The organism is Providencia sp. wls1914, from assembly GCF_009706645.1.
GTDB classification, from domain to species: Bacteria; Pseudomonadota; Gammaproteobacteria; order Enterobacterales; family Enterobacteriaceae; genus Providencia; species Providencia zhijiangensis.
On record NZ_WLUN01000008.1, the window covers coordinates 94,548 to 113,520 of the forward strand.

17 protein-coding genes and 3 pseudogenes are annotated in these 18,973 nt (G+C 45.0%); 16 read left to right on the forward strand and 4 right to left on the reverse strand.

The features are described 5' to 3' along the window. Positions 1-27: 27 nt before the first annotated feature. The 3 genes and pseudogenes from GKR74_RS06585 to GKR74_RS18170 form a co-directional block, all read left to right on the forward strand. Positions 28-531, forward strand: coding sequence for a GNAT family N-acetyltransferase (locus tag GKR74_RS06585; RefSeq protein ID WP_154602996.1), 504 nt, complete (start codon positions 28-30; stop codon positions 529-531). A 32-nt stretch (positions 532-563) separates the two neighbouring features. Then, positions 564-1,382: pseudogene (locus GKR74_RS06590) on the forward strand (class I SAM-dependent methyltransferase). A 74-nt stretch (positions 1,383-1,456) separates the two neighbouring features. Further along, positions 1,457-1,924 (forward strand): annotated as a pseudogene (locus GKR74_RS18170) (GNAT family N-acetyltransferase); the annotation flags it as partial. Positions 1,925-2,077: 153 nt separating this feature from the next. Here GKR74_RS18170 and rraB read toward each other — a convergent pair. Continuing rightward, a complete protein-coding gene (gene rraB, locus GKR74_RS06600; protein ID WP_036949139.1) occupies positions 2,078-2,500 on the reverse strand; it encodes a ribonuclease E inhibitor RraB in 423 nt (140 codons plus the stop codon). A 162-nt stretch (positions 2,501-2,662) separates the two neighbouring features. On the opposite strand from rraB, the gene argF reads away from it, so the two are divergent. After that, a complete protein-coding gene (gene argF, locus GKR74_RS06605) occupies positions 2,663-3,688 on the forward strand; it encodes an ornithine carbamoyltransferase (RefSeq protein WP_154602998.1) in 1,026 nt (341 codons plus the stop codon). Between the two features lie 62 nt (positions 3,689-3,750). Here the strand turns inward: argF and phnX are convergent, their stop codons facing one another. Together phnX and phnW are read right to left on the reverse strand one after the other, a co-directional pair. Beyond that, positions 3,751-4,560: a phosphonoacetaldehyde hydrolase gene (gene phnX / locus GKR74_RS06610; protein WP_154602999.1), complete on the reverse strand. Its 810-nt coding sequence runs from the start codon at positions 4,558-4,560 to the stop codon at positions 3,751-3,753. 24 nt (positions 4,561-4,584) lie between these two features. Continuing rightward, positions 4,585-5,703 carry a 2-aminoethylphosphonate--pyruvate transaminase gene (phnW, locus tag GKR74_RS06615; RefSeq protein WP_154603000.1) on the reverse strand — a complete coding sequence of 373 codons (1,119 nt, stop codon included), beginning with the start codon at positions 5,701-5,703 and terminating at the stop codon, positions 4,585-4,587. A 150-nt stretch (positions 5,704-5,853) separates the two neighbouring features. On the opposite strand from phnW, the gene phnR reads away from it, so the two are divergent. The 12 genes and pseudogenes from phnR (at position 5,854) to GKR74_RS06670 (ending at position 17,873) form a co-directional block, all read left to right on the forward strand. Next, complete coding sequence (gene phnR, locus GKR74_RS06620) at positions 5,854-6,561, forward strand: phosphonate utilization transcriptional regulator PhnR (protein ID WP_154603110.1); 708 nt, start codon at positions 5,854-5,856, stop codon at positions 6,559-6,561. Between the two features lie 135 nt (positions 6,562-6,696). Continuing rightward, positions 6,697-7,710, forward strand: a complete 1,014-nt coding sequence (gene phnS / locus GKR74_RS06625; RefSeq protein ID WP_154603111.1) for a 2-aminoethylphosphonate ABC transporter substrate-binding protein — start codon at positions 6,697-6,699, stop codon at positions 7,708-7,710. 7 nt (positions 7,711-7,717) lie between these two features. Further along, positions 7,718-8,827, forward strand: a complete 1,110-nt coding sequence (gene phnT / locus GKR74_RS06630) for a 2-aminoethylphosphonate ABC transport system ATP-binding subunit PhnT (RefSeq protein ID WP_154603001.1) — start codon at positions 7,718-7,720, stop codon at positions 8,825-8,827. A gap of 1 nt (position 8,828) precedes the next feature. Next, positions 8,829-9,689 carry a 2-aminoethylphosphonate ABC transporter permease subunit gene (gene phnU, locus GKR74_RS06635; protein WP_154603002.1) on the forward strand — a complete coding sequence of 287 codons (861 nt, stop codon included), beginning with the start codon at positions 8,829-8,831 and terminating at the stop codon, positions 9,687-9,689. Positions 9,690-9,691: 2 nt separating this feature from the next. Then, positions 9,692-10,489, forward strand: a complete 798-nt coding sequence (gene phnV / locus GKR74_RS06640; RefSeq protein WP_154603003.1) for a 2-aminoethylphosphonate ABC transport system, membrane component PhnV — start codon at positions 9,692-9,694, stop codon at positions 10,487-10,489. 150 nt (positions 10,490-10,639) lie between these two features. Continuing rightward, the gene (locus GKR74_RS06645; RefSeq protein ID WP_154603004.1) at positions 10,640-13,270 is read left to right on the forward strand and encodes a T6SS effector BTH_I2691 family protein; all 2,631 of its coding nucleotides are present in this window, start codon (positions 10,640-10,642) and stop codon (positions 13,268-13,270) included. Next, positions 13,270-14,298 (forward strand): DUF6708 domain-containing protein, encoded by a 1,029-nt coding sequence (locus GKR74_RS06650; protein ID WP_154603005.1) that lies wholly within the window; start codon positions 13,270-13,272, stop codon positions 14,296-14,298. Before GKR74_RS06645 ends, GKR74_RS06650 begins: the two co-directional genes overlap by 1 nt. Positions 14,299-14,386: 88 nt before the next feature. Continuing rightward, positions 14,387-14,536: a hypothetical protein gene (locus tag GKR74_RS18175; protein WP_165906943.1), complete on the forward strand. Its 150-nt coding sequence runs from the start codon at positions 14,387-14,389 to the stop codon at positions 14,534-14,536. A 15-nt stretch (positions 14,537-14,551) separates the two neighbouring features. Beyond that, a pseudogene (gene pyrB, locus GKR74_RS06655) lies at positions 14,552-15,514 on the forward strand (aspartate carbamoyltransferase). Then, positions 15,498-15,962 carry an aspartate carbamoyltransferase regulatory subunit gene (gene pyrI, locus GKR74_RS06660; protein WP_036949112.1) on the forward strand — a complete coding sequence of 155 codons (465 nt, stop codon included), beginning with the start codon at positions 15,498-15,500 and terminating at the stop codon, positions 15,960-15,962. The pseudogene pyrB and the gene pyrI overlap by 17 nt, the downstream one beginning before the upstream one ends. A gap of 92 nt (positions 15,963-16,054) precedes the next feature. Continuing rightward, the gene (ridA, locus tag GKR74_RS06665) at positions 16,055-16,441 is read left to right on the forward strand and encodes a 2-iminobutanoate/2-iminopropanoate deaminase (protein WP_036949109.1); all 387 of its coding nucleotides are present in this window, start codon (positions 16,055-16,057) and stop codon (positions 16,439-16,441) included. A 250-nt stretch (positions 16,442-16,691) separates the two neighbouring features. Further along, complete coding sequence (locus GKR74_RS06670) at positions 16,692-17,873, forward strand: MFS transporter (RefSeq protein WP_154603007.1); 1,182 nt, start codon at positions 16,692-16,694, stop codon at positions 17,871-17,873. On the opposite strand, the gene GKR74_RS06675 is transcribed toward GKR74_RS06670, so the two are convergent. Then, positions 17,866-18,774 (reverse strand): LysR family transcriptional regulator, encoded by a 909-nt coding sequence (locus tag GKR74_RS06675; RefSeq protein ID WP_154603008.1) that lies wholly within the window; start codon positions 18,772-18,774, stop codon positions 17,866-17,868. The genes GKR74_RS06670 and GKR74_RS06675 overlap by 8 nt on opposite strands. Between the last annotated feature and the right edge of the window lie 199 nt (positions 18,775-18,973).

Here is an 18,973-nt window from a genome sequence, read left to right on the forward strand (position 1 = left end):
ATAATACAAATAGAAAGAGATATTCTTATGACAACAAGCACAACCTCAACCGTTCAAGTTCGTTTAATTCAACCTCAAGATAACCCTGGGATCGCCGCTGTTATTCGTGAAGTTTCCGCTGAACATGGGCTAACAGCAGATAAAGGCTTCGCAGTTGCGGATCCTATTTTAGACACGCTGTATGAAGTGTATAGCAAGCCACGCAGCGCATATTGGGTGGTGGAAATGGACGGTAAAGTGGTTGGCGGTGGCGGCATTTCACAAGTCGCCGGTGGAGATGAACACACCGCTGAATTACAGAAAATGTATCTCTCTTCTGTACTGCGCGGAAAAGGTTTAGCCAAGCAAATCGTCTTAATGTCTTTGGAATTTGCTAAGCAGCAAGGCTATACCCGCTGTTACTTGGAAACCACCAAAGAGTTACAAGCTGCCATTAAATTGTATGAAAAACTGGGCTTCGATTTTATCGGCGAACCATTAGGCAATACTGGCCATAGTGACTGCGAAATTCGTATGCTAAAAGCGCTATAGCCCCGCTACCCAATAAAAGGATACCGTAGCCAATGATCTCACAGTATGAAGACGCCCTTTATGAAGATCCCAAGCTCGCTCGCTTCTATGATTTAGATAACAGCTTGCAGCGGGCAGACTACGCGGTATATCTTCAACTAGCCTCTTCAGCGTCTCATATTTTGGATTTAGGCTGCGGTACTGGCACGTTACTCACTGCCATTGCGGAGCAATATCCACACACCACGTTGGTTGGCGTCGATCCCGCTCAAGCGATGTTGGATATTGCCCAACAAAAAACCAATCGCGTTCGTTGGGTGAACAGTACTGCCGAAAAGCTCAATCTGGACATGAAATTTGATTTGATCATTTTATCCGGTCACGCTTTTCAAGTTTTTTTGACTCAAGAACAGCGCATTGCCGCGCTACAAACCATGCAGCAACACCTCACTGCCGATGGCACTATTGTATTTGATAGCCGCAACCCAGCAGTTGAAGAGTGGAGAGAGTGGACACCTGAATTATCTCGTGAATCACTCTCGACCCAAGAATTTGGCGAAGTCATTCTTTGGAATGATGTTGCCGAACAGAACGGCATTGTTCGCTATCAAACGTTCTACCAGCAAGGTGAGAATGGCCCCATATACCGAGCCGAATCGGATATTGCTTTTCCGACACTTAGCGACATTACCCAAGCCGCTGAATTTTGTGGTTTACGTATTCGCTATCTTTACGGTGATTGGCAGTTTAATGCTTTTCAGGAGAACTCCCCTGAAATGGTGTTTACGCTTGAGCACACAGGCTCTTTATCGGTGAAATCATGATGATGAACTCAATGTTCAATAACGATTCACTCGTCATTGAACCGTTAGAGGAAACAAGCATTGATGGTGCCAACACACTATTTTATGAGGCTTTTTCCTCTAAATTTAAAACCATTCACGATATGCCTGAAGCCCAGCGTCAGGCGGTATTATCTTTATTCTGGCAGCGCGGTCTCAGTGACCCTTATGATAGGCACTTTCAGGTTAAATTGAATGGCAAGTTGGTTGCGGTTTATGGCATCACTTACGGCGTAAGACACGTTCAAGAACAAGCACCTATCCCCGTCTCATTAATGCAAATCCTGCGTAAAGCGGGCTTCTTCCGCTTTATGAAGATCAGCCGCATTTTTCAGTTATTTGTACACAGACCAAGAGCCGACACCGTTTACCTCTCTTACTTGTGTGTCAATAATGAGTTACGAGGTATGGGAATTGGTAATCGTGTGTTAGACCATATTGAATCCCAAGCAGCCGCTGATCCCAAGCTCACCCGAGTTTCTTTGTATGTGTCTGATTTAAATACCAAGGCAAGAGAGCTTTATTTGCGTCGTGGTTACACCGATGAAAAATATGAAACATCTCGCACCACATTACGCTATATGGATATTTATGGCTGGCACTATATGGTGAAAGAGTTAGCATCTTGATATAGAAAACAAAAAAGCACTGACGATATTCTCAATCAGTGCTTTCTTATCTTTCAATCCAGTGGTATTACCGCTTATTGAAATTTGAAGGATCAATTAGTGAACGCGATTTTCGGACTCATCGTCCCCTTCGTCGTCACCGTCTTCATCATCGTATTCTGCGTCTGGATCTTCAAAATAGGTGCCCCAACCATCGTAGTTCACACCGATTTTTTCTGCTAATTTCATTAACTGCTCAACTTGCGCGTCGATCAGTTCTGCATTTAACGCACTTTCGCTGATCACATCGCAACACATCAGGGTTTCACCGGTTTCAATTTCCAGTTCTTCCGCATCAGTCACTTCATAACCCAGTTTGAATGCTTCAACAGCCGCTTTTTCTAACAATTCAAAATTGTCCGCAGAGAAGTGATGCTCAATCGCGTACAGCGCATCAGGATCACTTCCATCTTCCAGTAACTCTTCAATGATCAGGCGAGTTTCTTCGTACTGCGCATCAAATTCAGCTTTATCTACCATCTCCACACCCCTTGTTCCGTGGTATTAGTCTCCGGCTCATTCTCCCATAGGGTCGAGGGTGAAACCATACCTAATGAAATAATTTCTTTTGCTTGAGGGGTTGATTTTGAATTTTTATGAATATAAATTGAATATTAATTCAATTATAAAAGGCTGTAATTTATGAACCCCCTACATGGAAAGCATTTTTTAAGATTATTGGATTTTACCTCTAACGATATTCATGCATTATTAAAACTCTCCACTTGGTTAAAATCAGCCAAAAAATCTGGCACTGAGCCACCTTTATTAGCGGGTAAGAATTTTGCGCTGATCTTCGAGAAAGATTCCACACGGACGCGCTGCGCATTTGAAGTCGGTGCATTCGATCAAGGGGCAAGAGTGACCTATCTTGGACCATCCGGTAGCCAAATCGGGCATAAAGAGACGATGAAAGATACCGCCAGAGTGCTGGGTAGAATGTACGATGGCGTGCAATATCGGGGTTACGCACAAAGCACCGTCGAAACATTAGCACAGCATGCGGGAGTGCCTGTCTGGAATGGATTAACTAACGAATTCCATCCCACACAGTTATTAGCCGATTTGCTCACCATTCAAGAACATAAACCCAATACCCCGCTTTCTGACATCAAATTCGCCTACCTCGGGGATGCGCGGAACAATATGGGAAATTCCATGTTAGAAGCCGCTGCATTAACAGGCATGGAGCTGCGTTTAGTGGCACCAAAAAGCTGCTGGCCAGAGGCTGAATTAATTGAAGAGTGCCAGAAAATCGCTAAAGCCACCGGTGGAAAAATTATTCTGACGGAAAACGTGGCGGAAGGCGTTAAAGACGCTGATTTTCTGTATACCGATGTGTGGGTTTCGATGGGGGAACCTAAAGAAGTGTGGGCTCAGCGCATTGCCTTAATGAAACCGTATCAAGTGAATATGGATGTCATCAAACAGACAGGTAACCCAGAGGTGAAATTCTTGCACTGCCTACCTGCGTTTCATAATGAAGACACCACATTAGGCGCTCAGCTCGCCAAAGAGTTTAATCTTTATGGTGGGCTGGAAGTGACGGAAGAGGTATTTGAATCCCCTTACAGCATTGTATTCGACCAAGCGGAAAACCGCCTGCATACCATTAAAGCGGTGATGGTAGCGACAATTGCGCCTGAATTACCGATAAATATATTCTAAATCTACCGACCAAGTAGGCAGGCCCCCCTACTTGGTCAGTTTGAATGGATACTTAAGTCCAGCTACGGTCTTTCACCTTTTGCCAATCTCACGTTGATTTCGTCAATCACACGAGAAAGATCCGACAAGGTATCAATCACATAATGGGCGCCCGCCGCATACAGTTTGTCCGCTGCCTGCTGGCGTAATGGGGAAATATCCCCTTGGCTCATGCTTTGATATTCATCCCATGTTTTACCGAACTCATTACCCGAAATAGCTAACCCAATGCTCCACATTCCCGCATTGCGCCCCTCTTCAATTCCCGGCACCGCATCATCCACCTTCACACAATGGGAGACGGAATTGACCGCCAATTCAATCACATTTTGCAGCGCCATCCACGGCCCTGGACGTCCGCCAGCTGCTAAATCATCACTGGCAATCCAGTAATCGGGCTGATACCCCAATTTCGCGGCTGCTGGAACCAACTTTTCCATTACCGCCCTTGGGTAACCTGAACAAGAACCTATTTTGATCCCCTGCTCACGCAGCGTGGCAATTGCGCTGACAACTCCGTCGATTGGCGCAGCAAAATCGACAACTTTGGCAATCTGTAACGGCATAAACGTTTGGTAGATAGCATCAATATCTTCGCTAGTCATTGAGCGCCCAAACTTTGCCTGCCACATGGCATCAATCTCTGGTAATTTTCCTAACGCTTCAATATGTTGCCATTTTCCTAACCCCATCGGGATACGGGCTTGCGCCAGTGTAATATCAATATCAAACGCGACTTTAAACGCCTCGATAAAAATCTGAGTCGGTGCAAACGAGCCAAAATCCACCGTCGTTCCCGCCCAATCCAAAATAACAGCTTCAATACGGTTCATGATTAATCCTTATTTTCCAATACGTTATTTTGCTAATACCTTGCTTTTCCAATACATGGCATTCTTAATTGCCACCAACAGCGCATCAATATTGTGTGGATACACTTCCCCAATATTGCCAATGCGGAAACAGTCACTCTTTGAAACCTTACCCGGATAGATCACAAACCCTTGAGCCTTGAGCTGCTGATAAAATTGGTTAAATTGATAATCGTCGGCATCTGGCGAATAAAATGCAGTGATAATCGGCGATTGTTGGCTATCGTCTAATAATGTGCGAAACCCTAACTGACGCATGCCATCCACCAGCTTGCGTTGATTTTGCTGATAACGCTGGAAACGGGCGTTCACACCACCTTCCTGAGCCAGCTCTTTCAGCGCTTGAGCGAAAGCCAGCACGGTGTGTGTTGGGGAAGTAAAGCGCCATTTCCCGTGATATTGTTCCATACAGCGCCATTGTGCATACAGATCAAGGGACAACGAACGCGAGCGACCCACACATTTTTCCAGTTCGCTGGTACGAGCTATCACAAACCCAAACCCCGGCACTCCTTGGATACATTTGTTGGCCGAGCTGATCAGAAAATCAATATTCAGCGCCCCCACATCCAGAGGAATGCCCCCAAAACTGCTCATGGCATCCACGATATAGCGGTTTTGATAGCGTTTAGCTAATACCGCAACGTCCTCGATGGGGTTCAAAATGCCGGTGGTGGTTTCACAGTGCACCATCGCAATATGGCTGATTTGGCTATCTTGCTGTAGAAGCTGCTCAATCACCGCCACATCGGGCTTAGCCACTTCACCGCAATCATAAACATGGTGTGAAATGCCCATTAACTGCGCCATTTCTGCCATTCGGGCGCCATAAGCGCCATTGCTGACAATCAGGATTTTATCTTGCGGTGCGAGTACCGAGCCCAGCACCGCTTCTACGGCGTAGCTCCCACTCCCTTGGAGTAACACACTGGTATACCCCGCTTGAGTTGTCGCCAGTTCCATCAGTTGTTGGCGAATACATTGCACTACCCCTAAGTTGTAATCATCGTCCCATGTACAGCTATCAAACAGCATGGCCTCTTTCACGGTTTGTGACGTGGTCAAAGGTCCCGGTGTTAACAGCAGATATTGATTCATTGTCATTTAAATTCACCATTGGTCTATACCAGATTGATATTATAATGACGGCAGATGAACAATAAGGTCAAAGGAAAAGACGCCCTGCAACAAAAAATTCATATTGGCGTGTATAATGGATAAAAAATTTTGCGACGAAAAACGGATACATTATCGATGGATGAACAGCCACAGTACCTTCTTATCAAAGCGCAATTACAAGCAAGAATTCAGAGTGGCGCGCTGAAAAGTGGTGATAAACTGCCCTCTGAACGCGAACTGTGTGCCATCTTCAATACCACGCGCGTCACTATTCGAGAAAGCTTGGCACAGCTAGAATCTAGCGGCGCAATTTACCGTTCTGAGCGCCGAGGCTGGTTTGTGACGCCCGAGCGTTTATGGCTCGACCCAACGCAAAATACCAACTTCCATAAGCTGTGTTTAGAGCAAGGTCGTCAGCCCAAAACCAAGCTGTTAGAGGGGAAAGTCGTCACCGTGCCTGTCGAAGCCATGACGCCACTGCAATTGCAGCCTTTCGAACAAATTTACCTACTCACCCGCCTGCGTTATGCGGACGACCGCGCCGTTTGCTACAGCGAAAACCACTGTCTTCCCGCTCGCGTGCCTGAGCTATTAAGCCATGATTTGAATGGCAGCCTCACCGAAGTGTATGAGCAGCACTACGGGTTGATTTATACCAGTATGCACTTATCGTTTTATCCCACTGCCATGCCACCGCAGGCGGCCAGCGCATTAGGGGTTGCAGTCGGTCGTCCAGCCCTGCTATTACAACGTTTAAACTACGATCAGCACGGGCGAATTTTGGACTATGATGTGGAATATTGGCGTCATGACAGCCTGCGCATTGAGGTCGATACCCTCTAACTTTCACTTCAAAAATAAATTTTTGCTTTCTCGGTAGATTTCATTTTTCTGTCATATAAACCCGTTAGCGTAAAAACACTGGTATATACCAGATAACTTTAACGACTAACTGGAGATCTGGAGATGAAACGTAAAATGAAACCTACCCCTCTTGCCGTATTGCTCCTTGCCGCCCTATGTTCGACCTCGGTTTTTGCCGCCCCTGTCGTCACGGTTTACTCCGCAGATGGTCTTCATGATGGCAATAACAGCTGGTATCAGGCTCAATTTGATGCTTTTACTCAGCAAACAGGGATTAAAGTACAGTACGTCGAAGGCGGCTCCGGTGCCATCGTTGAGCGTTTAGCCAAAGAGCGCACTAACCCACAAGCGGATGTGCTCGTCACCGTTCCCCCGTTTATCCAACGTGCCGCTAAAACCGAATTACTGGCAAAATTCACACCGGATGCCGCGGTAAGTATTCCTAACTCAACGGAGTACTACACCCCCATCGTCAATAACTACCTGACCTTTATCTATAACGACAAACTGCTAAAAGCCCCTCCAGCAACGTGGAATGAACTCCTCGACACCCGTTTTAAAAATAAACTGCAATACTCCACACCAGGTCAAGCGGGAGATGGCACTGCCGTCATGCTTCAAGTGTTCCATAGCTTTGGTGGCAAAGAGGCCGGTTTTGATTACCTCGGAAAATTACAAGCCAACAACGTCGGTCCATCCGCCTCAACAGGGAAATTAACTGCGTTAGTGAACAAAGGTGAACTGTACGTCGCAAACGGCGATTTGCAGATGAACCATTCCCAAATGGAGCGCAATCCGAACGTGAAAATCTTTTGGCCTGCCGATGAAAAAGGCGAACGCAGCGCGCTGGTTCTGCCTTATGTGGTTGGCTTAGTGAATAACGGCCCTGAAACTGAAAATGGCAAAAAGCTGATTAACTTCCTGTTAGACAAACAAGCCCAAAGCCACGTTAGTGAACTGTCATGGGGAATGCCGGTACGCTCAGATTTGACGCCAAACGATCCGCAATTCCACAAAGCCACTGAAACCCTCAAAGGTGTCAAAACATGGCAACCGAATTGGGACGAAGTTGCAGTGTCTCTTTCGAACGATATTACCCGTTGGCACAAAGTGACTGAAAGCGAGTAAGTGAGTTATGTTGATGAAAAGAAAGATAGAAACACCAAGCCAGCGCACTGATCATTCAGGCATTGTGCTGGAATCTTTGCGGGTTTCTTACCATAACAATGTGGTGCTTAAGCCGTTATCCCTGACCATTGAGCCCGGTGAAATACTGGTGTTGATTGGCCCTTCAGGCTCCGGTAAAACCACCGTATTACGGTCAATTGCGGGCTTTGCACAACCGGATAGTGGACGCATTTTAATGGGTGATACGGATATCACCCACCCCCCCCCGTATCAGCGGGGGCTGGGCATGGTCGTACAGAACTACGCCCTCTTCCCCCATATGAAAGTGGAAGATAATGTCGCCTTTGGCTTACGCGCCCAAAAACAGCCTAAAGCGCTGATTAAAGAGCGCGTGGCAGAGGCATTAAACATTGTCGGTATGAGCGACTATGCCGCCCGTTACCCGCATCAATTATCCGGCGGTCAACAGCAGCGCGTCGCCATCGCCCGTGCCATAGCCGTTCGCCCTCGAGTACTTTTGCTCGATGAGCCGCTATCAGCCCTCGATGCCCAAATTCGCCATAATATGGTGGAAGAGATTGCAAGGCTGCACCGCGAATTACCTGAGCTGACCATTTTGTACGTCACCCATGACCAAACCGAAGCTCTCGCGTTAGGGGATAAAATTGGCATCATGAAGGATGGCTATTTGGTGGCATACGGGGAGAAAAATGCCCTGTACCATCGCCCACCTAACCGCTTTGCCGCCGAGTTTTTAGGGCGCGCCAATATTCTATCGGCAACCGCCTTGGGCTTTTCCTCCGTACCTGCCCAAGTCAGTGTGAGCTGTGGCGGTACGCTTATTGAAGCGCAAACCCAAGGAATGCAGCACAATAGCCACAAATTAATCTGTATTCGCCCGCAGCATATTAGCCTCACCCCACGTGCAGATACCTCAAACCAGTTATACGCTACCTTACAGTCCATCCGTTGGCAGGGGGATATTACCCATTTATTGTGTGATGTTGCTGGAGAAAAGGTGACAGTCGCTGTTACCCATTTATCCCCGTTACCGCAAGCGGGCGATAAACTCACGCTGTGGTTCTCTCCCTCTGATACTGTGTTGATTGAGGAATAATATGTCGGCTATCAACCTGTCTAAGCCATCATCCATAAACCTAAAACCGTTTTATTGGATAACGCCACCGCTGCTTGTTTTAGCGACGCTATTTTTCTACCCGCTGATGCTGATTGGCGAGCAAGCCATTCAAAGTCCCACTGGTGGCGTAAGCTTAGATACATTCTGGCAAGTAGTTGAGTCAAAAAGGTTTATTAGTGGTTTATTCAATACACTACAAATCGCCTTTTTTGCCACCCTAGGTTGCTTGGTGCTTGGCTCGGTTCTATCCCTGATTTTGGTATTTATTCCTTTTCCTGGAAGCCGTTTTATTACTCAAGTCATTGATACCTTTATCGCACTGCCGACGTTTCTGATCACTCTCGCGTTTACCTTTATTTATGGTTCGGCGGGGTTACTTAATGGCACATTAATGGCGCTGTTTGATTTTGAGCTGCCCCCCGTAGACTTTTTGTACTCGATTAATGGCGTGATTTTGGCGGAGATCACCGTCTTTACTCCGCTGGTGATGCGCCCTCTTATGGCGGCACTGCGCCAAATCGATAAGAGCCAGTTAGAAGCCGCCAGCATTTTAGGGGCACACCCTGCCCGCGTTATCAGCCAAGTGATTTTTCCGGCGGCACTTCCTGCATTACTCGCAGGTGGTAGCTTATGTTTGCTACTGACCACTAACGAATTTGGTATCGTGCTGTTTATTGGGGCAAAAGGGGTCAATACCTTGCCGATGATGGTCTACAGCAAAGCGATTCTAGAATCTGATTACAGCGTTGCGTGCATGATAGCGCTGATTAATATTCTGCTGTCTGTGGGGCTATTTAGCCTGTATCGCATGGCAACAACCCGTTTCGGAGTGAAAAAATAACCATGTTAATCTGGTCTAAAACTGGGCGAGCCATTTCAACCGCTATCGCCATCACGCTATTTTCTTGCTTGTTTTTGCTGCCATTAGTGATGATTTTAATGTCCAGCTTTAGCCGACAATGGAACGGTATTTTGCCCTCTGGCTTTACCTTCGAACATTTTGTGAATGCGTTTCAAGGGCCTGCATGGGAAGCAATTCTATCCAGCCTGATTATCGGCTTTTGCGCCAGTCTGTTCGCACTGTTTTGCGGTCTGTGGGCAGCCCTTGCTTTACGTCGCCATAGTGCCAGAGTACAAAAATATCTGGGTATCGCGTTCTATTTACCGAGTGCCATTCCATCGGTGTCAATTGGATTGGGGATCTTAGTGGCATTTAGCCAAGGCTATTTGCAGATGAACGGCACTTTCTGGATTGTGTTTTCCGCTCATTTTGTTCTGATTTCCGCATTCACCTTTAGCAATGTCTCCACTGGGTTAACTCGAATTTCCGCGGACATTGAGAATGTGGCATTCAGTTTAGGCGCTTCCCCATGGTATCGCCTGTGCCATGTCACCCTACCGTTGTTGATGCCGTGGATGATCTCCGCTGTGGCCTTGAGCCTGTCTTTGTCCCTCGGCGAGTTGGGCGCCACAATGATGCTGTATCCCCCAGGCTGGGCAACGTTACCAGTGTCAATTTTCAGCCTTACCGACCGCGGAAATATCGCCGACGGCTCTGCACTGACTATTGTCCTCGTCGCTATCACACTGTTGTTGATGATGAAGTTGGAGAAAGTAGCAAAGAGATTGGGGCAGAGGTAAGGCAGAACAATGGTAGGCAAGAGTGCATAAAATACTAGCAATCTCTCAATGCCAGCAAAAAGCATGCGATAGCAGTCAATAAATGCTAACTTAACTAAGATTTATCAACTTGGCATTAGTTAATTATTTATTTAATGGAGTATAAATCGCATGGATCAGCCATCTAAATCAGAAGGATGCAATTTTTGTCAGCGTCGAGGATTGCCTATCTTACCTGTTCGCCCAGCCATTATGTCGCAACAAGATGTTCTCCCTGTTATGCCCAATCATATTCAGGCTCCCGTTCTTGCTAAAGGTGAAACTACTTATACATTAAGGTTATTACGCTCAGGGTATCTCAATATTTGGGATGAAAGGGGAAATTCATGGATTAACTATTTTGTCACCGAGAATGGATTTTATTATCCCTTACCAGAGAATGGTGAAGTGCCGGAAATGATACAAAATGGGACAATCAAGCCTTGTATCACTGAGCCACTAGAATTAGCTCGAGCTTCATTAGTGACATTACCCGTATTTCCCCCACCGATGAAAAATGGGTTGTTTTGGTTCTCTTGGTCTGAAGTCGAATGGACTGAAGCAGTGCGCAAGAAACATGAAGATAAAGCTTATCGTGAGCGATATATGCAATGTTTTGATTTAGACAAATGGATAATGAATGGGCAGGAAAATCAAACATTATCCATTAATCTACTTCAGGATGCGGTGGCTGAATATAGTTATCAATCTCAGAATAATGACATTAAAAAATGGTCGCCTTCAATCTGGGAAAGTATGCACGCAATGAAAGGATTATCTTTAAAGCAGGCCGCGAACTCTTTGATGGCAGAAAAGGGAGCAATTATCGCATTGAATGATACTCCTGCGGTTGTTCAAGATTTAGCGGCGCTAATGAACTACCGTCTTGAACATAATTTTGAGCGGAACCCAAAATATGAGCGTGGATTAGCACTCTCGGCGTCTTTAGCGATGATGAAAGAGGCGATGTGTACCCAATATGAGCGTGATAGAGTCGGTGAAGGGATCCTATTCGAAAAAACAGCGAGAAACGGAATCGCAGTTAAAAATGGGACAATGTTACCATCATTGGCAGCGACTCAAGCAGATGCGATTCATAATGTTGTCAACCAATCACTAAAAATCCAAGTTGAACAGTATTGGGCTAAGTATGAAAAATATATTGATAGAGAAAAACAAGCTGCCTTTTTAGAAGATTACAATAAAGCGCTATCAATATACGACCAAGCTGTCCTCACCCCTATGATAACCCTATATTTGACTTACTTTACGGGTCAAAGCTTACTTGATTATTTCGACCATAATTTTGATCAACAAAATATCCAGAGTGGCATGTTATTTACACAGTCTATTTTAGAGTGCATTGAAGGCATGCAAGATAAATTGGAGGTTAAGCGCGTTTTCCAAGAGCAATTAACCAATTTTAAAATGTCAGAACAGAATCTGCTTCTGCGAGCTGCATTATTAAATCAACAGAGTTGGATGAAATGTATTGATGATGCCGTATCCTCTTCTGGTGGTGCTTATGATGACCTACCTTGGGATAAGGTCTGGGATGGATTTAAAGATATTAGTAACCATTATTTACTTCAAATTCAGTTAGTCTCTGAGAAATTTTTTAACGCATTAAGTAGTCAATTGCTGGGTATTTTGAATAAGGCTGTCAATAAAACCCCCTTACCAATACTGGTTGCTATATCCGCCATGAATGGAAAAAAACTCCTTCCTATCAATTATATTGGTGAGCGCAAGCATTTCCTCACAAATGCAGTAGAACAAATGGCATCCATGACGGATTTAGATAATAAAGCTTCCCATTCACGACTCCGGCTTTATTTAGAAATTGAAGAGCGCCGCGAACGAATTACCGGATTACAGCTTGAAGGAAAACAAGAAGGTCGTTTTTTCGCAGCCATTGATATTAAAGAAGCCGAGCTATCAAAAAGTACACCGCCTCTTGAGCGCCCTCAGGTTGCAGTTAAGGCATTTCGCTCTGCTGAAGACGTCAAAAACATTGCATTTCCTAAAGAATGGAGAACAAAGCTAGCGCTAGCGAAAGGAAAAACAATCAATAAATTAGCCAATGACACCGCTCAATCACTTCCTTTTGCTGGGTGTATGTTTTCTGTGACGCTACAAGTTCATGTGTTATGGACAACCACACAAGATGCAATGAAAGGGCAAGTGAACAATACTGAGGCGGTGACTAAATTTATTGCAAATACGATTTCAGCCGGAGGCGCGCTGTTAGATGCAGCAGAGCGAGTTATTTTTAAATTTCGAACATTACGAATCAGTGCTCGGATACGGTTTAATTATGGGGCGGTTCGGCTAAACAACATAAAGAATTCTCTTAAAAGCACAATACGGTTCTGTGCCTGGTTTGGTGCCGTCGCCGTTGCGTGGGATTTTTATCATGCATATGATGAGCTTAGTAATAAAGAAAATTATGTCTTGGGCTCGATTTATATAGCATCTGCACTTGGTGGAAGCGCTTTATTTGCAGCGTCATTAAACTCTTCTGTATTGGCTTTCCTTGGTCCTATCGGATTACTGATTGCGATTACTTTAGTATTTGGAGCCGCAATTTTTATTGCTGCTTATAGTAAAGACGATATTCAAAAATGGTTATCAGCCAGCTTGTGGCGAAAAATTCCTGATGATGAACAAAACCAAGGAAAAATCCCGGTAATCTGGATGGATAGGCAGATGGAAATGAGCGAATTGATTAAGATTATCGGCTACACCGAGGATCATGAGTAATGGCAAAGAAACACCGTGTGGGCTTATTAAGCCCCTTTACCGTTAACCGCCCTTTAAATCGCCGGGAAAAACAGCACCATTATCGTCAAGGACGAATCAAAAAACACGGTGGTGAAGCTGCGGTGCTGAATTTCGACACTGTCATTACCATGAATTCAACCTATCTGGAAGTGGTGGATAATGATTATGAAAAAATCGGGCAACTATCATCCCTACTGATGGTCTTTGCCATAATGTTTATAACTTTTTTAATAGCTATCATTATCGGAACTATCACGCATATTAATTCATTGGTACCTTTAGTTATTTCTTGCGTGATGGTGATTCCAGCCATAATTTTATTAATTAAGTTTATTCTACTCGAATGGTTTCGCAAGACTCATTATCCTGTGCGCTTTAATCGCCAAAAACAGTTGGTACATGTTTACCAGACCAACAATCAAATCCTCACCCTTCCATGGAAAGATATCTATTTCACCACCTATGAGTGGCGAAATAATGTCAACTTAGTCGGGCATATTCTCGATAAGGATGGCGAAACGGTACTGAATACGTTTGGGTTCGGCTACTGGGGAGATAAATTAGAACTCGACCACTATTGGGAATTTATTCGCTGTTATATGGAAGAGAATTGCCTTGAAGAACTGGCGGACACGGTGATGCTATGCCCGCCTATTGCCGATAAAAAAGAGAGCTATATTTTTGGCTTGCAATACATCATAAAAATGAAATCCCGCTTAGCGTGGATATTTTTCCTTTTTATGTTGCCCATCTATTTTATGGAAAGCCTTGCCCGATTTATTGCCATGCAAACCAGTAAAATTCCTCAGTGGTCGCAAGACGTGCTCGATGATTGCATTGTCAGCCCAAATGACCCTATACAGGTAGATGCTAGAATTAATCCACCGCAGTTATGGCGTTATGTGCTAGCGAATGAACATCTGGATATCTATCAAGCCCGTTATGATAAACAGCAATCGGCGAACCAGCGCATTAAGATTAAATTGGCAAAGCATAAAATAGACTAAACCAAAAATTTTTTCATTTTTCTGTTCGCAAACGCTTGCGTCATTATGCCACACGCGTATAATGCGCCACAATTTGCCGGGAGAAACCATGAACGCTGCTGCTCTATTTTTGAAAGAGAACACCGACACCGCACTGCCATCACGCGGTCAGGACAGCCTGTTTTTCCCCGCCGTATTGATAAAAAAGCCCCTCATTGAGGGGCTTTTTTTTGGCCTACTAGATAGCAAGTCTTGCTGATACAGGAGAATCACGATGCCGAATCCGTTATATCACCGCGACATAATCTCAATTAACGATTTAGATAAAACCGACCTTGAATTAGTTCTTAAAGTGGCCGCTTCATTAAAACAGCAACCGCAACCTGAGTTTCTGAAACATAAAGTTATCGCCAGCTGTTTCTTCGAAGCATCGACGCGTACCCGCCTGTCATTCGAAACTGCCATTCATCGTTTAGGGGCATCTGTCGTCGGTTTCTCCGATAGCGCCAACACCTCATTAGGTAAGAAAGGCGAAACGCTTGCAGACACCATTTCCGTTATCAGCCAGTACGTGGATGCGATTGTGATGCGCCACCCACAAGAAGGTGCCGCGCGTTTAGCTAGCCAGTTCTCCGGTTCTGTCCCAATTATCAACGCAGGGGATGGCTCTAACCAGCACCCAACCCAAACCCTGTTAGACCTGTTTACTATCCAAGAAACTCAAGGTCGCTTAGATAACCTGAAAATCGCGATGGTCGGTGACCTGAAATATGGCAGAACGGTGCATTCACTGACTCAAGCGCTCTCGAAGTTTGAAGGTAATCACTTCTACTTTATATCCCCTGAAGTGTTGTCGATGCCGGCTCATATCCTGAATATCCTGGATGAAAAAGGCGCGACTTACAGCCTGCATAACAATGTTGATGAAGTGATCCCTGAAGTGGATATTCTGTATATGACTCGCGTTCAAAAAGAGCGATTAGACCCATCAGAATATGCCAACGTTAAAGCGCAATTTATTCTGCGCGCTCAAGACCTGCACAGCGCCAAAGACAATTTAAAAGTGCTGCATCCGCTGCCACGTATTGATGAAATTACCGTGGATGTCGATAGCACCCCTTACGCTTACTACTTCCAGCAAGCAGGGAATGGGATCTACGCGCGCCAAGCGCTGCTGTCTCTGGTATTAAATAAAGAACTGGCAATCTGAGGAGAAGACCATGACACACGACCATAAATTACAAGTTGAAGCCATCCGTTGCGGCACTGTCATCGACCATATTCCTGCTCAAATTGGGTTCAAATTACTGAAGCTGTTTAAGCTCACCAAAACCGATGAGCGCATCACTATCGGGCTGAATTTACCCTCCAGCAATATGGGTAAAAAAGACATTATCAAAATCGAAAATACCTTTTTAACCCCGGAACAAGCTAACCAGTTAGCGATGTATGCACCGGAAGCGACCGTTAATCGTATTGAAGATTATCAAGTAGTCGAGAAATTAGACCTGAAATTACCGGAACAAATCGACAGCGTGCTGGTGTGCCCAAACAGTAACTGTATTAGCCATAATGAGCCCGTTTCCAGCAGTTTCCGCATTAAAAAACGCGCGAAACATGTGGCATTAACCTGCAAATTCTGTGAAAAAGAGTTCGATAGAGACGCCGTGATCAATAATCAGTAAGGTATTTAGGCGTAGACTGCGTCTTTGTGTGGATGCCGTTCCATGTCTATAATAGCGTCCAAGCCCTTTTTTACGTGATAAACGGAGAAATTATGTCATACGAAATCAGCACCGAAAATGCACCAGCCGCTATTGGTCCTTACGTTCAAGGCGTCGATTTAGGCAGTATGGTTATGACTTCAGGTCAAATTCCTGTTGATCCAAAAACCGGTAATGTCCCTGAAGATATCGCAGCACAAACTCGTCAATCACTGGCGAACGTAAAAGCGATTTTAGAAAAAGCAGGTCTGGGCGTTGCCAATATCGTAAAAACCACCGTTTTTGTGAAAGATCTAAATGATTTCGGTACCGTTAACGCCACTTACGAAGAGTTTTTCAAACAACATAATGCGCCATTCCCTGCGCGTTCTTGCGTTGAAGTTGCGCGTCTGCCAAAAGATGTGAAAATCGAAATCGAAGCTATCGCAGTACGTAAATAGTTTTATTCAGTTTCAGATTGTCAGTCTGATAGCCTGCTAACCCATTGTCAGCAGGCTTTTTTATTTATATAAAAATCAAAATCAGCTGCCCACCTAAAAATATCAATCCACTTTTAGGCTATTCTCTGTATCCCAAAGTGCCCTTCTCTTTTTCTCGCTGTTTTGTCACGATAACCCTCGGGATATATCCGCAACATCACTTTATGACTTATTCAATTCAGGACTATGTTTAGCCCCTGCGGATACCTATATGCAAAATAAAATACGTTTATTACTGCTCAGCCTGTCACTGGCTGTGTTTGGCGTGATCACCACCGAAGTGGCGGTGATTGGTTTATTGCCACAATTAACTCAGCAGCTTCATGTCTCAGCGCCACAAGTTGGTTTTCTCGTTAGTATCTACGCAGTGGTCGTTGCCATTTCAGGGCCCTTTATCACGTTATTGCTCGGGCGCTTTAATCGCAAAACCGTTCTATTGGTCATTATGATGCTATTTATTATTTCCAATAGCATTTATGCCCTCACCGAAAACTATCACATGATTTTGGTGTTTAGAGTTTTACCCGCACTGACCCACGCGGTCTTTTTTGCCATCGCTCTAAACCTTGCTGCCAATGCCATGCCACCCGAAAAATCCGCCAAGGGCGTGGCCATTGTGTTTTCCGGTGTCGCGGTGGGGATGGTATTGGGGCTACCGCTCAGTGCCTTTATTGCAGAAGCGTTTTCCCTGACAGCCGCCTTTTGGTTCGGCGCTTTAACCAGTTTGCTGGCGTTTATGGGGATCGCCATTCATGTGCCGTCTACTCCTGTAACCGCGCCGCTGAAAGTCCGTGAACAAGTGGCGATTTTAAAGCGTTTACCCGTTTGGTTGTGCATATTGACGGTGACACTGATTTTCAGCGCGATGTTCGCAAGTTTCAGCTATATCGCCGATTATCTGATTAAAATCACTGGGTTTTCAAACAATGCGACCAGCACGTTATTGGTGGTGTTCGGCGTCAGTGGGTATATCGGCAACTTTATTTTTAGCCACTTTCTACAACGTAGCCAAATTGCGACCACCTTGCGTTATCCCGTATTATTCGGGGTGATTTATTTCGCAGTTTGGCTCTTTGGTCATCAACCTATAGTGATGGTGGCGTTGGTCATTTTATGGGGTGCTTTCCATACATCCGGTTTAATTATCAGCCAAAGTTGGTTAATGAAAGAAGCCAATTCAGCCCCTGAGTTTGCCAATAGCCTGTATATTTCATTCTCAAATTTAGGTATTACCATTGGCACTATGATCGGTGGCTGGGCGATTCTGTATGCAGGAGTGGCTGCCATTATTTGGGTGGGAATTGCGTTTTCTGTCCTGGCATTAATCAGCATTTGGGTAAAAGTGAAGCTAACCCATTCGGCACCAGCACTCGCTTGCCATTCCCTTAATTAAATTGCCCTTCTTTTGCCGCCTTAAGCAACATATCAATCACATAGCGTGTTTTTGGCGGCATACTACGCCCTTTCGGCCACAGCAGATTAATCGGCGTTTCATAGCCTTCAGACTCTGGCAAAATACGCTGTAATTGCTGATTTTTAAGATAACTATCGACCAACCACAATGGTAACTGAGCAATCCCTTTTCCTTGAAGCACCGCTTGGAGCATCGCATCGCCATCAGCAAGTTCATAAAAAGGGCGTGGAGCATACTGGATGACGGATCCTTCTTCACATAAGCGCCAATAAAAAGGCGACCCTTGGCGAATACCCACAATACAGCGGTGATTTTCCAGCTCTTGAATATTTTCAGGTTCCCCATATTTTTCAAGATACTTTGGCGATGCACACAAGATTTGATTCTGTTTTGCTAGCTGTCGCGCCACAAGATGGGCGCTATCCGGTAAAGGACCAATGCGCACCATCAAATCCAGACCTTCTTCAAGCGCATCCACAAATTGCTCATTAAATGAAACGCTCAACATCAATTGAGGTTGCTCATCCATCAGTTGCAACAAAATAGGCATAACGCATTTGCGCCCAAAAGCAGCGGGAAGATCCAGACGCAGCTTACCCATCAACGTGTTGGTATTGGCTTGGAGTTGTTGACCCGCCTTATCTAATAAATCCAGCGCTTCCGAGCACTCTTGGAAATAGCACTCTCCTTCCGTGGTCAACGAAATTCCCCGTGTGGTGCGGATTAATAGACTAACCCCCAAATGTTCTTCGAGCTTAGTGACGCGCTTGCCAACGGCGGATTTGGTGATCCCTAAGCGCTCTGCCGCTTCCGTGAAACTCCCTGATTGAACCGTCGCCACAAATGCAGTAATACCGGTGAGTGAATGGATGGGGATCATAATGCGCTTTTTAACCTCATCAACTGCTAGCCTGCTGCTTTTTTTCGATTGAATCATTCTAGAGCAAATCTCAATACCCTTAAATCAATCTCTAAATTTAATTAATTCCTGCCCTTTTGATATTCATATAAATTATTTTTTTCTTTGTTTTAAATCAAATTACCGTCAGCTAAAAAAAGGCAATATCCTACATATTGTG

Excerpts from the sequence above, each read along its gene's own strand:
- GKR74_RS06675 (WP_154603008.1), bottom strand. The coding sequence starts at position 18,774 with ATGATCCCCATCCATTCACTCACCGGTATTACTGCATTTGTGGCGACG.
- rraB (WP_036949139.1), bottom strand. The coding sequence starts at position 2,500 with ATGGTAGATAAAGCTGAATTTGATGCGCAGTACGAAGAAACTCGCCTG.
- GKR74_RS06585 (WP_154602996.1), top strand. The coding sequence starts at position 28 with ATGACAACAAGCACAACCTCAACCGTTCAAGTTCGTTTAATTCAACCT.
- phnW (WP_154603000.1), bottom strand. The coding sequence starts at position 5,703 with ATGACAATGAATCAATATCTGCTGTTAACACCGGGACCTTTGACCACG.
- argF (WP_154602998.1), top strand. The coding sequence starts at position 2,663 with ATGAACCCCCTACATGGAAAGCATTTTTTAAGATTATTGGATTTTACC.
- phnX (WP_154602999.1), bottom strand. The coding sequence starts at position 4,560 with ATGAACCGTATTGAAGCTGTTATTTTGGATTGGGCGGGAACGACGGTG.
- phnR (WP_154603110.1), top strand. The coding sequence starts at position 5,854 with ATGGATGAACAGCCACAGTACCTTCTTATCAAAGCGCAATTACAAGCA.
- phnU (WP_154603002.1), top strand. The coding sequence starts at position 8,829 with ATGTCGGCTATCAACCTGTCTAAGCCATCATCCATAAACCTAAAACCG.
- GKR74_RS06650 (WP_154603005.1), top strand. The coding sequence starts at position 13,270 with ATGGCAAAGAAACACCGTGTGGGCTTATTAAGCCCCTTTACCGTTAAC.
- GKR74_RS06645 (WP_154603004.1), top strand. The coding sequence starts at position 10,640 with ATGGATCAGCCATCTAAATCAGAAGGATGCAATTTTTGTCAGCGTCGA.
- phnS (WP_154603111.1), top strand. The coding sequence starts at position 6,697 with ATGAAACCTACCCCTCTTGCCGTATTGCTCCTTGCCGCCCTATGTTCG.
- GKR74_RS18175 (WP_165906943.1), top strand. The coding sequence starts at position 14,387 with ATGAACGCTGCTGCTCTATTTTTGAAAGAGAACACCGACACCGCACTG.
- ridA (WP_036949109.1), top strand. The coding sequence starts at position 16,055 with ATGTCATACGAAATCAGCACCGAAAATGCACCAGCCGCTATTGGTCCT.
- phnV (WP_154603003.1), top strand. The coding sequence starts at position 9,692 with ATGTTAATCTGGTCTAAAACTGGGCGAGCCATTTCAACCGCTATCGCC.
- GKR74_RS06670 (WP_154603007.1), top strand. The coding sequence starts at position 16,692 with ATGCAAAATAAAATACGTTTATTACTGCTCAGCCTGTCACTGGCTGTG.
- pyrI (WP_036949112.1), top strand. The coding sequence starts at position 15,498 with ATGACACACGACCATAAATTACAAGTTGAAGCCATCCGTTGCGGCACT.
- phnT (WP_154603001.1), top strand. The coding sequence starts at position 7,718 with ATGTTGATGAAAAGAAAGATAGAAACACCAAGCCAGCGCACTGATCAT.